Below are 14,709 nucleotides of genomic sequence, written 5' to 3'. Positions count from 1 at the left end.
CAAAAAATTACTGTTTTAACAGCACTGCTATTTGATTCGAAATACAACGCAGAGGGATACTACTCTTATTTGTTAATGTTAGCATGCATCCGCCTTCTATCATTGCATTTAGCGTAATGCCCAGCTCTTTTGCCAGACCTTTTTCAAAGCCAAACTCCTCTAACCTATCTGTATAAAGCGCCTGCCAATTAGTAAAGGTAGCATCACATGCCAAGCGCAGCGTTTCGTGAGTTAACGCCGTTTCCGAGGCAATCAGACTAATTTGCAATCCTTCTAGTGCGCTACAGCCCATTTGATCAAATTCATTTGCAATGGCATTGACATGTAGCTGAAAAGCAGACACAGGTGTATCGCCACCATATAAGTCTTCTTTCATTTTTTCCACTACTAGCTCTCTCATCCGATTGATTGCCTCTAAAGCTATTTCTTCCTTCCCATTCGGAAAATGATAGTACAAGGATCCTTTTGGTGCACCACTTTCATCAATAATTTGATTGAGTCCTGTAGCATGGAATCCTTGCAGCTGAAATAGTTTCGTTGCAGTAGTTAGAATTGCTTCTTTTTTATTGTTGCCTTTTTTCATTTAGAATCATCTCTTTTTAAAAAATTATAACAACTGGTCTACATAATATTAATGTGGGATTCTAGAAGTGTCAAGAAAATAATATGTGATTTTTACTCCCTTTTTATACAAAAATTACTGATTCTATACCTATTTTTAAAAGTAAGTGTTTTCAAACATATAGGAAAAGTTCTTATTAAAAATCACCAAACAAATTCTTAGAAAGTATTCCTAGCTTTTGATATACTCTTTCCTAAATTGGTTATCTTAAAAGAGGAATGGGTAGGTAATCAAAGTAGGTATATTGGAAGGAGCACTAGAATGCGTAATAAAGAAGAGTTAAAACAAGAAATTCTTGGCGCTTATCATTTTCGTCATGCCACAAAGGAGTTTGATCCAGCGAAGAAAATACCAGAAGATGACATGCATTTTATTTTAGAAACGGGCCGTCTATCCCCAAGCTCATTTGGTACAGAGCCATGGAGGTTTCTCGTGATTGAGAAACCGGAACTACTAGACAAAATCAAACAATCCGCTTGGGGTGCCTATACAAAAATTCCAGCGGCAAGTGCGTTTGTTATCTTATTAGCACGTACAAAAATAGATACAGTATATGATTCTGCCTATTTAAAAGATCAATTGACAAATGTATCAAAGCTTCCTGCAGAAATAATTCCTAAAATGATTGAACGAATTGCAGAATTTCAAAAAGATGATTTTCATTTATTAGACGGAGATCGGGCATTATTCGATTGGGCTTCTAAACAAACATATATTGCGCTTGGGAATATGATGACTGCAGCTGCTCAAATCGGTATCGACTCATGTCCAATTGAAGGGTTTAATATCGAAAAAATGAATCAATTATTAGATGCAGAAGGGCTTTTAGAAGACGGGCATTTTGGAATATCTGTTATGGTAGCATTTGGCTATCGCGGGAAAGAGCCTTATCCGAAAACACGGAAGGTATTTGATGATGTGGTGAAGTGGGTTTAGGAGGGGTGGCTTAGATTACTCCTATAAAAAAATCACTACTTTGTTGCCATAAGCCCAATAAAGTAGTGATTTTTTACGATTTAAAATAATACATAGTATTCTTTACGCTTCCTTTATACTTCTAGACGTAACACGATACTTTCGAGGCGTTACCTTCTTAACTTGTAGAAATTTTTTTATAAAGTAATCTGGATTTTGGAAGCCTATATTAGTTGCTATTTGATAAATCCGATCATCTGTTTGTTCTAATAGCTGACATGCCTTTTCTATTCTATATTCATTTAGATAGTCTTTAAACGCTATCCCATACTTCTTACTAAATAATTGACCTAAATATACACTGTTTATATTATATTTATCTCCTAATTTCCTCAAACTTAACTTTTCCATATAACACTCTTCAATATCCTGTTCGATTTTCACTAAGATATCTTTAGAAGAGGAATTCTTGATACTATATAAATAATGGGCAAAAGTTAAGGAGTAGGTTAAAAACTCATCCATCGAAATTTTCCCTGATAACAGATTTTTCTGATCATGAATAAAGAGGGAGTATTCATCATCAGAAAAATGCTTATTGCTATTCTTATTCCATAAGTCTGATAGTTGGTAAATTAATAGAGTTAGATTGTTTTTTATCAATTGAGGATGTAAACATTTCTGATGAAATTTATCGTATATTTGCTCAATAACACTTTTTATTCTTTGTTCATTATTTTCAGTAATGCTATTAATATATTGATTTATCCATTTTTGGGACAAGTGATATTGCTCTAAAGAGAAGGTAGGTAATTTCTTGCAATCGATTATTTCTTTATCTGCACAATAAAAATATTCATATTCTTTTCCTAAAACTACATTATTATAGGAAGCGTTAATGTCTTCTATATTTTCTACTGTACTTCCAATATATATTTTCACCTTGAACGGCACTTCACTCATTAATTTTTTTTGAAGTTTTGCTAGATAATTCGTTCTATAGACCTCTGAACGTAAGCATTGCCATATAACGCTTACCGAGAATTCCATATTTGTATTTTCTATATCATAAAGAATAAGAAAATTCTCTTCCTGTACCATATTTTCTATTACACTATATAACCTATCTCTCCATTTCTTTTTTTGTTCTACTGTAACACGATCCTGTTTATTTTCAGGCACGACATCCATATTAATAAAGGTGTAGTTTTTAAATTCCCCATGTCTATCCTTGATAAATTCAATATCCTTCGACGTAAATTTATCGTATAAGATATTTTTCATATGATAATCAACAATTGCTTTATTCTTTTTCTCTTCCTCTTTTTCTTTTCTCTTTAGTAACATAAATCCTTTATTAATCGTTTCTAGTAAATCAATTAACTCTTTTTCCTGTATTGGCTTTAGCAAGTAATCTGTGACCTTATATTGAATCGCTTTCTTTGCATATTCAAATTCATAAAATCCACTTAAGATTACAAATCGTATCTCCTTATCAACGCTTTTCTTTACCTGTTTCATTAATTCTAGCCCACTCATAACAGGCATTTTTATGTCAGTCAAAACAATGTCAACTTCATGGTCTAAAATAATTTGAAGAGCATCTTCTCCATTTCCTGCTTCATAACAAATTTCAAAACCATAGTTCCCCCAGTCAATCATGACTTTAATTCCTTCTCGAATATATGGTTCATCATCAACAATAAGGACTTTTAACATTATTCATTCCTCCTAAAATGATCTTTCGCATGCCAACTGGATTGTGAAAGAAACAATGAATCCCTAGAAGCTCCCAATACGATACCTTCCAATTCATTATGAGAGATTTTCTATATAATTGGTAGCTTAATACATACTTCGGTACCATTATACATCTGACTTTCCATTACTAATTCTACCTCCTGTTGATAATGCATTTTCAAGCGTAAATACGCATTTAAAATCCCTGTGCTTTCTTCCCAATTGGATGTTGTTATATCATTTTTCTCCAGACTTTCTTTTATTTTCATTAATCTCTTTTCATCCATACCAATTCCACTATCTAAAATTTCTATATAAATAGCTTCGTCTTGTTTAGAGACGATAATACTAATTTCCCCGCCATCTTTCTTTTTCTCAATTCCATGAATACAAGCATTCTCCACAAACGTTAATATCAGCATCTTTGGAATATAATACGCCTTACACTCTTCTTCCACATAGATGGAAAAATTCAATCTATCTACAAAACGATATTTTTGAATATTCAAGTATCTTTGTACATATGCTATTTCTTCCTCTACAGTAACAAAATAAGAATCGCTCCATTTCGTCATTCTTCTAAAAAGGAGTGCTAATTCATTAATAACAGTTGCACTTTCTTTATCACCATTTAATAAATTCCTCATGCGAATACTATCTAGTGTATTATATAGAAAATGTGGGTTTACTTGGCTTTGAAGAGCATTCAACTCCGCTTTCGTTTTGGCTAGCTCTATTTTCTGCTGTTCTCTTTCTTTCTTATATACTTCACCTAATAATTCATCAATCTTCACCACCATGAAATTATAACTCCGTATTAAATCACCTATTTCATCCTTTCCTTCATTGATATTTATTCTTTCGAATATCCCTTTTTCTACTTTTAATAAGTGTTGTTCCGTGAGAGCAATTCTATCTTGAAACGATTTATTAATGAGCAAAATAATAAGTGTGGGAAACAAAAAATTGAAGATGATTAACACAAGGAGTACAGTTTTCTTGTTTTCAATTAAATCAAAAATATTCGTTTGATTGTTAGATATATAGATATCCCACCGATCATTAATCGCTAGAAATGAATCGGATAGATTAAAGGCAGGCTTTTCATTTGATTCTAATGGACGAAACATTGCATTCTTATTCTCCGAACCATGATTGCTAAATATAATCTGATCCTTATAGGCTATTACAATAGTATTACTTAGATCTTCATTTTTGATATTTGCTAATAATCGATAATAATTAATATTTATTTTTACAATACTTTTATATCCATTGTTCCCATTTGGTAATTCTCTAATAAAACTGATCGTTCGACTTGATTCTAACTTTGGAGGGAACTGCTTATTTTCCTCATAATAAGGATATAAAATCATGTTTTGGTTATTTTCTTTGTATATTTTATACCAATCCGTGTTCTCGACCGCTCGCAAATCCCAAAAAACCCCACCGTTAACAATAGTTGGATTAGTAGTATATATTTCTATACTTTCCAAAGCTTGAGATACATAAAAACTATTAATTATATTTTCTTGAATAAGAGATATATAGTCACTATAATAATCTACATTATCCTTATATTTTTTTTGAAGAAATTCATTAATCTTCATGTCTCTACTAATATAATTCGATACTTCCGTAATTTCATTTAGGCTTTCGTTAAGATGATATTTCATCCGTTCTATCGTAATTTCCATTAATTTATTTTGTTGGATATTCTCATTTTCTCGAATGGAATGAATAATGATTAAATTGGTAAGAACGATAGGAATAACCACAGCTAATAGATAAATTAAAAACATCTTTTTACTTATTTTAATGTTATTCAGTAGCAAAGCTAGCAAGCTCTTTTCCCATCCTTCCAAACCAATCTCCATAAATCATGCAAAGCAAAAAGGCTACTATCTATTGCAATCAAAAGTAATAATGAACAATAGCACCTATTATATTTACCCCTTAATTGAAAACGCTTTCTATAACCTGTATTCTACCATTCTTTTCCCATTAAAATATAGAGATTTTTCAATAAAAATCATCTTTTACTATGAATCCATGATATTTAGTTATATCATCGCTTCTTTTACCTTTTTTTGCATCCATCTCTTATTATTTCTCTTGCAAATAGCTAGAAAATATATTTTCCATATAGCGACCGACATTATATGCGAAGAAAGCAGGAAGGATTACAATTAAGATTGGTAATAACCATATACTAAATACAAAAATCACAAATAGAATTAAAAAAAATAGTGATCTAGGCAAATTGCTAATAGCTAATATAGCTGCATTTTTCCAAACAATTTTTAATGGGGAGTGAAACCTGGCTATATAAGAAATAGCATAGATAAAACAACAACATAAAAATGGAATAAGAAGAAGAAAAAATGTTTGCCCTATTATAGCTACTATACTGCCATTTGCCTGTGCTCCTAAAAATAGGCTATTGTAATAAAACACAGAAATAGCAGTAGCAAACAATAACCAAGTAATAGTAGCCTGTTTAAAGCTACTTTTCATTGCTTTCCAAAATTGCGGAAATATATATCCCTCTTCCTCTCTAACAGCATGATGGGCTGCATAATACAATGCAGCCGTTGATGCTCCAATCGTAATGATAGGTAAGGAGAAAACTGCCCAAAGAATGCTTAAATATAATAAATTGGCTATCTTCGTCAATCTTCTCATATATATTCCATTCATTAATCTATTCATGCAGTTTCACCTTTTTTGTTTCATGTGATTCCGCTTCCATGTTTATTTGCTTCAGCCATTGAAAGTCTGCATAACAACTGTTTGTTACATCCACTTTACTAGTAACATAGACTCCCATGGTACATCCAACAAACCCTCCTGCTATCTCCGTGCTTAGGAAGTGTGCGTCTATATTTTTTGCCACTTCTATATCTTTTCCATCCTTAGAATAATAGAAATGTAGATTTTGACAATCACCTTTAATGTTTAAGATTAGACTATTAGAGTCCTCTACTACTCGTGCCTCCAGCCTATCTTCCCCGTCATAATTTGTTATGACTCTTAATTCTCTTTGTCCATCAAATAACCCCGCTACAAAACGAATAGAGTAACGATCATTTTGAAGAATCACAAGCCCAGCTTCATCTCCATTATGCTGCGGAACAAAATCAAGCTTAGTTGTAAGCGTATACCACATTGATTGTTGTCTAACACCTATATACGAAGGAGACGCAATATCAGCAATCGTATGTTGTGAAGCATATATTCTTAACCAGCCATCTCTTTCATCAAAAGCGTACTTTTCCATATTCGGATTTCGTAAAAATAATAATCGTTTATCTAAAGGTTGATCCAATTGAATTTGTGGATTTAGCGATTCTACTGGAGAAAGTGGAAGTTTGTGTTCCTGCACTTGCTCGAGCTTTCCTACTCCTGGATTAACTACTGGCCAATCATTTTCCCAAATCACCTCTGCTAAAAAGGTTTCTCTTCCTAAATTGCTATATCCTTCAAAAACACGACTAGCAAGACAAGTCATATACCAGCTTCCATCAGATGTCTCAACCAAGTCGCCATGTCCGACATTCCTTACAGGATAATTACTTCCTAGGTGCCTATGGGTAAGAATTGGATTACATGGATTCCCTATATACGGACCATCAACTTTCTTACTTCTTGCAATCGTAACACAATGATCAAATCCAGTGCCGCCTTCTGCAATCATTAAGTAATAATAACCGTTCCGTTTATATAAATGGGGTCCTTCTGGCCAAATTGCATCCCGTAATGCACCTTTCCAAAGTTTTGTACTGACTCCTACTAATTTCATGGAAGATAGATCTAATTCCTGTAGCCATACCTCCCAATCTCCATTGTAGCGAACTCCCTTTGGATTAGGTCTAGTTCCCACGTAATAGCACTTTCCATCCGTATCAAAAAACAAACTTGGATCGATTCCCTCTGCTCCATCTAAATAATATGGATCTGACCAAGGTCCTCTTGGATCAGTGGCAGTTACAATAAAATTACCGCCTTTTGGAACATTTGTGGTTATCATATAGAAAGTACCATTATTGTATCTGATGGATGGAGCAAAAATACCTTGAGAATGCGTAACATCTGCTAAAGGAAGCTGTGATTCTCGCTCTAAGATATTTCCAATCAGTTCCCAATTAACAAGATCCTTACTATGATAGATTGGAACACCTGGAAAATAAGAAAAAGTAGAAGTTACTAAATAATAATCGTCTCCAACAACACAAATAGATGGATCTGGCGAAAATCCTTTTACAATCGGATTCTGAAAAGTCTGCACTACTAATCATCCCTTCTTATCAAATAAATTTACCAAATTCTAAAATTTCCACTTAACGCTAAAAATGCAAAGCTATAAAGAAAGTTATCATAATATCTGCGATTTCCTGTTCTAAGAGGTGTGTTCCATAGCTTTTCTACACATTCTTTTGCATAGTCGTATTTCCCCTCTGTTGCAAGTGAAGCCATAGCATTTGTTGCCAATAACCCTACAGGATGTAACACCTTCTGCTCTACTTTTGTTCCATCTATGGCGTAGACATAATCTTCTTCTCCTTTAACTGTTTCACAAAAGAACTTTTGGATATTTGCCACACAAATTCTTAGCTTTTCCTCTTTCCCAAACCATTCATAATCAAGACCAATATTAGCCGCCACTCGATACGAATCGCTGTAAAAATGAAAATGCTCACTGTCATAATAAGGATTCCCATCATAATCAGCATACTCTGCTGTAAGACCTGTGGCAGGATGGCACGCCTTTAATAAATAGCTTCTACTAGCTTCAGCAGCTTCCTTCCAAAAGTCGCGGTCCTCATCATTTGCCCAGATGGAAAAGAGTTCGTAAAAGTGAGGCAAATGATAGGATGGATCAGAGTATTCCACTTCTGGAATAAATTTAATGAGTTTATTTTCAGGATTCCACATAGGAAAACCATCATTGTTTTCTCCTTTATGAATATGAATACAATGGTGTAAAATATCTTTGGCTTGCTCGGAGTATTGAAAAATTCCGCTGCCATCTCCCCATCGATGGGAAGCAAAGAATAAAGCCATTGCAAAATATTCCTCTCCATCTGGAGCTGGACCGTAAGCATTTTTTACTCCTTCGGGTGAAACAGACCAAGCAAAATAGTTTGCATGAACTCCCGAATCCATCCACATATACGTTTTCGTCCATTTCCATAATCGATCAAATACTTCCTTTTGATCTAATTGCACACTTAGCATCATGGCATAGGACATACCTTCTGTTCTAACATCATTATTTCCTGTGTCCACAACGTATCCCATCTCGGTATCCGTCTCATTATAAATACGTTCATCATCTTTTCCAAAAAATAATGTTTGCCAAATCAGTGCTAAACGATCATTAATCTCCTGTTCCTGATAACCATATTTTGCAAATAAATTCGTATATTCCCCGGTTTGAAACGCTTTTCCCATACTAATCTACTGAACTATCACTCCCTGATAGTCAAGTAGTGTCACCTCCACTATTTCATTTTTAACTATTATTCTTTTACTCCACCTATTGTTAATCCACTCATAAAATACTTTTGTAAGAATGGATAAAGACAGACAATCGGCAATGCAGTAATAATTGTTGTAGCTGCTCGGATTGATGTAGGTGTAACCATTGAAGACGAGTTTTTCATAGAATCTACATTTGCACCTTGACTCGTCACAGATGAAAGCAGTTTCATTAATTCATATTGTAATGTGGTCAATCTGTCATTAAATCCGTTATATAACATGGCATCGAACCAAGAGTTCCACTGATATACTGCTATAAATAATGCAACAGTTGCTAAAACTGGTTTACACAGTGGCATTATAATACTTATGAATATTCTAAAATGCGATGCCCCATCCATTTTGGCGGATTCTACCAAACTCTCTGGTAATCCATTAATATACGTACGGATGACCAACATGTTAAATGCACTGATCATTCCTGGGATGATATATACCCAAAAACTATTTAACAATCCTAATTTACCCATCAATAAATAATTGGGAATCAAACCTGCATTTAAATACATGGTAAAGATATAAAGCAATGTGATAGATTTTCTAAATACAAATTCCTTTCTACTTAAAATATAAGCTAAAAGAGCTGTTAGAAATAATTGGACGATGGTAGCAATTACCGTTCGGGAAACAGTAATTATAGAAGCTTGAATAAGCGAATCTTTTTGGAATACAGTGATATAGTTATCAAGTGTTAATTCTCTTGGAAAGAGGTAAATTCCTCCTTTAATCGAATCTAATCCGTCATTAAAGGACACTGCTAGCGTGTTTAAAATTGGGTAAAGTGTTGCAAGAATAAAAAATAGTAAAAAAATCCATTTGAGTATATCAAAAAGAACATCAGAATAATAGACCTTTTTCATCGCTCTCGATCCTCCTTTAAAATAGTCTTTCTTCTCCTGCCATTTTCGCTAAATGGTTGGCAATAAAGATTAAGGTAAGACTAATTATTCCATTAAATATTCCAGCAGCTGTAGCTAAAGAATAGTTATTTAAGCTAATTCCATATTTTAAAACAAAGATATCAATTGTTTGCGATACCCCTTGAACTAATCCATTTCCTAATAGATATTGAACTTCAAATCCAGCATTCAATATATTTCCAATATTAATTAATAAGAGTATAAAGATAGTTGGTTTAATACCTGGCAATGTAACATGCCAAATTTTTCTTAAGCGATTCGCTCCATCAATAGATGCAGCTTCATATAATTCATCATTAATGGATGCCATTGCTGCTAAATAAATGATGCTTCCCCATCCAGTTGATTTCCACACATTCGCAAAGCCTACAATCCACCAGAAGTATTTAGGGTCTGCAAAAAAGTTAATTGGTGTATCAATAGCTCCAAATAGTAATAATAGTTGATTGATAATTCCTGTTTCAGGAGATAATACTTCCATTACAATTCCTGTAACGATAATCCAGGATAAAAAGTGAGGAAGATATGACACGGTTTGCATAAACTTTTTGACCGTTTTATTTCTTACTTCATTTAATAGAATGGCAAATCCAATTGAAAAAACAAATCCTAGCACAAGGTTTATAATACTCATTGCTAACGTATTACGAACTACATGAATGAATGTTGGATCGGAAAAAAGAAATTTAAAGTTGCTTAACCCCACCCATTCTTGATCCAATATCCCTCTTCCTGGCCGATAATTTTGAAAAGCCATTAACCAACCACTGAGGGGGGCGTAATAAAAAATTAATGCATAAATAACAAAAGGGATAGACAGTAACACTAATTCCTTTTGTTCTCGACATTTCTTAAATAGTTTTTTTAATGAACTTACCTTTTTGGGAGATGGCTGAACGACAGATTCTAACATCACCGGTTTCTCCTGCTGCAACGTTAACACGCACCTTTCATTAAAACGAATTATTTGGGAAAACGCCCTAAATTCTAGGCCGTATCCCCAAATAATTCGTTATCTAATATTTTTATTTCTTAATTAGTAGATTCAGCCACTTCGATTCTTCGCTGTACTTCCTTCGTTAAGGCATCTTCATATGCCTTAACATCTACTTGAGAATCATAAGCATCCATATAATCATTCCATGCACTTTCAAACTTATCTGGTGATGTCATAATAACTTTCGGTAACCACTGTTGCTTTACTTCCGTCATTTTTTCTTTTGAAATTCCTTCTGGTGTGCTTGCAGTCCAACCATTAGTTGCTGAATAGATCGGATACCAAGGTGCATTTTCCTCCACTGGTGTTAAGAAATCCGTCCATTTTTTATAGCCATAAGCATCTAGAATCTTTCTATCCAAATCAGATAAAGTGGCATAGAATTCATCTGGTTGCTCCCCAGGTGAAACAGCATTGATTCCGTCTTCCATCATTCCACCGTAAGTTGGGAAATAATTATAATCAGAAAAATTATTTGTTACATAATTCTGATCTTTTGCGTTATTACGTTGCTCTTCTGTACGATAGAATACTCCTTTATCATCTACTTCATAATCAACACCTTCTTCTCCCCAGGTTCTCATAACCATTACCTCTGGATCAAGTAAGTCATTTAAGAACTTCAGAGAGCCTTCCACATCCTTATTACTAATGCTAATACCAAGACCATTTGCAACATTTAATGTTGGTGGGCTAAAATATTGTGGTGTAACACTTTCATCTAAAACTAAATCAAGGGGAACATAAGTAAGATCCTCTAACCCTTGTGACTTAAGTGAATTTTCAGCATCCTGGAATTGCCAATGTTGATCAACCATTCCCAATACACGCCCAGAAGAAATTTTTGCAATATATTGGTCATAAGACATCGTAAAAGTCTCTGGATCAATTATTCCATTCGCAAATTTCTCACTAAGTATTTTGTAATATTCTTTTGCTTCAGGGATCTTATCATAAACTTTTGCTTCCTTTGTTACAGGATCAATAACGGCAGCTCCATCATTCGGATATCCAGCTAAAAATTGCGGTGGGTTTTCTAAACAGAAATATCTCCAATCATCAGATAAAATAGAAAAGCCAATATTCTTCTGTCCATCATCCAAAGTAGGATTTTCTTTCAAATAGCTTTCAATAAGGTCAAAATATTCATCTAAAGTGGTTATTTCTGGATAATCACCCCATTCCAAAATACGTTTTTGGATCCAAAATGCTTCATCATTATGTTGTACAGCCATATTTTCCCCTTTGACGATACCGAATTGAGGAATAATGTAGATATGACCATCTTCATTTCTAATTTGATTCCATTGAGCATCTGTATACAAATTTTTAATATTTGGATAATCGTCTAAATAGTCTTCTAATGGAATTAATGCACCAGCATTAATTAACGCGGCTGTTCCATCTGAACCATCAATGAAATCAGGATATTCTCCTCCTGCAATCATTACACCGATTCGTTCAGAAGCTGTTTGTCCTGTTAACCAGGTAACATCTGCCTTTGCTCCTATTTTTTCAGCAATTTTATTCATCATTCTATTATCATCAGGCAATTCCTTACCAGGAACAGCCATAAATGCAGTAAAGGTCTTTATTCCATTTTCGTCCACATTAGATGATGTTTCTTTATCAGATTCGCATCCTGAGAGCACTAATAAACCTATTAAAAATACAGATAAAACGGATATTATCTTCTTCATTTTTACACCCCCATATAAAATTTCAGACAATAAAATTAATAAAGGCTTTCATTCAGATAAAATAAAAAATAGGACTTTCTTATCCTCCTCCTTTTCCTAATCACAAAGAAAACGCTTTCTTTACATTCTTACCATAACAAATGTAAGCGCTATTTTCATCCATACATTCTATAGAGATTTTACTAATTTTGGGGGATATATTTAATTTGTCTTATTTTTTTGAACTCCAACTAGTAATAGTTCCCATCATTCTAATAATATTTCTCTTTAGTTTGATTGTATAATGGTTAAAATGATGAATGATTCATTATCTAAAAAGGCAATATTTGTATTTTTACCCACATCAAATTCCTATATTACCATTGAAAAAGATAATGATACGTTTATAAAGAGCTAAAAAAAGACACAATTCCCACTAAGAATTGTGTCTTAAATTGCAATCATATTAAGTATATTAACTAAAGCTTCTCTCTATAGAACACTCACTTATTTATTCCAGAACTCAGAAATACTTTTATATCGACCACCTAAACCTAAAACAATAGCCAACTAATTATGCCAATTAACACAAGTAATAGGATGCTATATTTTATGGTGATATTAAATAATTTACTTTCTTGTCCTGAAAGTCCTACTGCTGCAGCTGCAACGGCAATAGACTGTGGAGAAATCATTTTTGCCATTGTACCGCCCATTACATTCACTGCAACCATTTTTTCAGAAATTATCCCAATTTGAGATGCTGTTACGGCTTGCAATGGTGCAAATAACGAACCACTATTTACAACCGAACCAGTTAAAAATACACCTAACCATCCTAAAACAGGAGAAAATAATGGGAAGATATTTCCAGTAGAAGCAAACGCCAAACCAAGAGTGGAAGACATACCCGAATAAGTACAAATATAAGCAAAAGCTAACACACTACATATTGTTAGTACAGGAGAAAATAATTCTTTTGCAGTTTCTGTCAATGTTTCTCCCAATAGCTGTTTACTACATTTAAAAAGAAAGCATGCAACTATAATAGTTATAAGGATTGCCGTAGTTGTTGATGAAAATAAATCAAATTTAAATACTGCAGGATATGGTGTTTCCACAGGAACAATAGGAGGTAACTTTATAACATTATTATTTAAAAATGGAATGGGAAGTAAAAAAACCAGTTTTTCTAATGGACCTCCCGGACTAAATAAGTCTTTTACAATGGATAGATTAAATAACGTAACAATAATCGTTAAAAAAATAAAAGGCAACCACGCGTAAGCAATGGAACCGAAAGAATAGCTCTTTTTTTGCGAATCCCCTTCTTCTTTTATTCGATATATTTCTTTTGGCTGCCAGACTTGTAAAAATAATGCAAGAGCTATCAAACTGACAATCGCAGCAAAAATATCGGCTAAAGCAGCACCAACAAAGTAAAGCACCACTGCCTGTGTGAAAGCAAATGACATACTACTGACTAAAATAGCAGGAAAAGTTTGCTTCATTCCTTTCCATCCATCGATTATACCTATTAATAAGAACGCAACAAGTATACTAATAGCCGGAATAACCATTGCAGTGTATCTACCAACCATTAAGCTATCTAGCCCTGTTAGTATAGAAGGGACGGTAACTGGGATTCCCATTGCTCCAAATGCACCACCAGCTATATTTGCGATTAAACAGAGACTTGCTGCATATACAGGACTAAAGCCTAAACCTACTAAAATTGCTGCTGTAATAGCTACTGGAGCTCCAAAACCAGCAGCCCCTTCTAAAAATGCTCCAAAAGAGAAAGCTACAATAAGTACTTGTAATCGTTGATCAGAAGTGATAAAAGAAATACTATTTTCAATTATTTTGAATTTTCCTGTTTTAACCGTTATTTTATAAAGAAATATTGCAGCAAATACGATAGAAGCTACCGGCCATATGCCAGCTATGATTCCATAAAAAGCTGCCATTATCACAAGGATTATTGGCATCTTATAAAGAAAAATAGCCACTAATGCAGCAATAACCATACTATATGCACCAGCGATATATCCTTTTAGTTTCATCACCGTCAATAATAAGATAAAGCTTATGATGGGAATTGCAGCAACCAATGCTGAAATCCATAAATTATTTAATGGGTGATATACTTGATTCCATGGTGTCATTTTACTTTTTCTCCTCCTTCACGATTAACTACAGTTTGCAAGGCAACTAGAGTAAATACTCTTACTAAAAATTTATATCTTCCTTCTTTTTCCCTTATCGCTTCCTAATTATTCGTTACAATTA

The 14,709-nt window shown here is 33.7% G+C and carries 11 protein-coding genes; 1 reads left to right on the top strand and 10 read right to left on the bottom strand.

Annotated elements, in window-relative coordinates; translation table 11 throughout:
- Nucleotides 1–7 precede the first annotated feature (7 nt).
- Nucleotides 8–583, bottom strand: a complete 576-nt coding sequence (locus tag ACWNMZ_RS07325; protein ID WP_031537270.1) for a TetR/AcrR family transcriptional regulator — start codon at nt 581–583, stop codon at nt 8–10.
- Nucleotides 584–883: 300 nt separating this feature from the next.
- Here ACWNMZ_RS07325 and ACWNMZ_RS07320 point away from each other — a divergent pair, with 300 nt between their 5' ends.
- Nucleotides 884–1,558, top strand: a complete 675-nt coding sequence (locus tag ACWNMZ_RS07320; RefSeq protein WP_441131636.1) for a nitroreductase family protein — start codon at nt 884–886, stop codon at nt 1,556–1,558.
- Between the two features lie 102 nt (nt 1,559–1,660).
- On the opposite strand, the gene ACWNMZ_RS07315 is transcribed toward ACWNMZ_RS07320, so the two are convergent.
- The 9 genes from ACWNMZ_RS07315 to ACWNMZ_RS07275 form a co-directional block, all read right to left on the bottom strand.
- Nucleotides 1,661–3,256 (bottom strand): response regulator transcription factor, encoded by a 1,596-nt coding sequence (locus ACWNMZ_RS07315; RefSeq protein ID WP_235251618.1) that lies wholly within the window; start codon nt 3,254–3,256, stop codon nt 1,661–1,663.
- 110 nt (nt 3,257–3,366) lie between these two features.
- A complete protein-coding gene (locus ACWNMZ_RS07310; RefSeq protein ID WP_449598521.1) occupies nt 3,367–5,154 on the bottom strand; it encodes a sensor histidine kinase in 1,788 nt (595 codons plus the stop codon).
- 229 nt (nt 5,155–5,383) lie between these two features.
- Entirely contained in the window at nt 5,384–5,989 is a 606-nt protein-coding gene (locus ACWNMZ_RS07305) for a YesL family protein (protein ID WP_235251620.1), read from the bottom strand.
- The gene (locus ACWNMZ_RS07300; RefSeq protein WP_349204978.1) at nt 5,982–7,565 is read right to left on the bottom strand and encodes a glycoside hydrolase family 43 protein; all 1,584 of its coding nucleotides are present in this window, start codon (nt 7,563–7,565) and stop codon (nt 5,982–5,984) included. The genes ACWNMZ_RS07305 and ACWNMZ_RS07300 overlap by 8 nt, the downstream gene beginning before the upstream one ends.
- A gap of 29 nt (nt 7,566–7,594) precedes the next feature.
- On the bottom strand, nt 7,595–8,731 hold the full coding sequence (locus ACWNMZ_RS07295) for a glycosyl hydrolase family 8 (RefSeq protein WP_349204979.1): 1,137 nt from the start codon (nt 8,729–8,731) through the stop codon (nt 7,595–7,597).
- Nucleotides 8,732–8,799: 68 nt separating this feature from the next.
- A complete protein-coding gene (locus ACWNMZ_RS07290; protein WP_349204980.1) occupies nt 8,800–9,681 on the bottom strand; it encodes a carbohydrate ABC transporter permease in 882 nt (293 codons plus the stop codon).
- Nucleotides 9,682–9,697: 16 nt separating this feature from the next.
- Nucleotides 9,698–10,654 (bottom strand): ABC transporter permease, encoded by a 957-nt coding sequence (locus ACWNMZ_RS07285; RefSeq protein ID WP_349204981.1) that lies wholly within the window; start codon nt 10,652–10,654, stop codon nt 9,698–9,700.
- 119 nt (nt 10,655–10,773) lie between these two features.
- Complete coding sequence (locus ACWNMZ_RS07280) at nt 10,774–12,438, bottom strand: type 2 periplasmic-binding domain-containing protein (protein WP_349204982.1); 1,665 nt, start codon at nt 12,436–12,438, stop codon at nt 10,774–10,776.
- 533 nt (nt 12,439–12,971) lie between these two features.
- Nucleotides 12,972–14,585, bottom strand: coding sequence for a lactate permease LctP family transporter (locus tag ACWNMZ_RS07275; protein ID WP_031537288.1), 1,614 nt, complete (start codon nt 14,583–14,585; stop codon nt 12,972–12,974).
- Nucleotides 14,586–14,709: the final 124 nt, after the last annotated feature.

The organism is Niallia sp. Marseille-Q9988 (genome assembly GCF_976954375.1).
The sequence above is the reverse complement of the archived record's forward strand: the minus strand, read 5'-3'. Positions and strand labels throughout refer to the sequence as shown.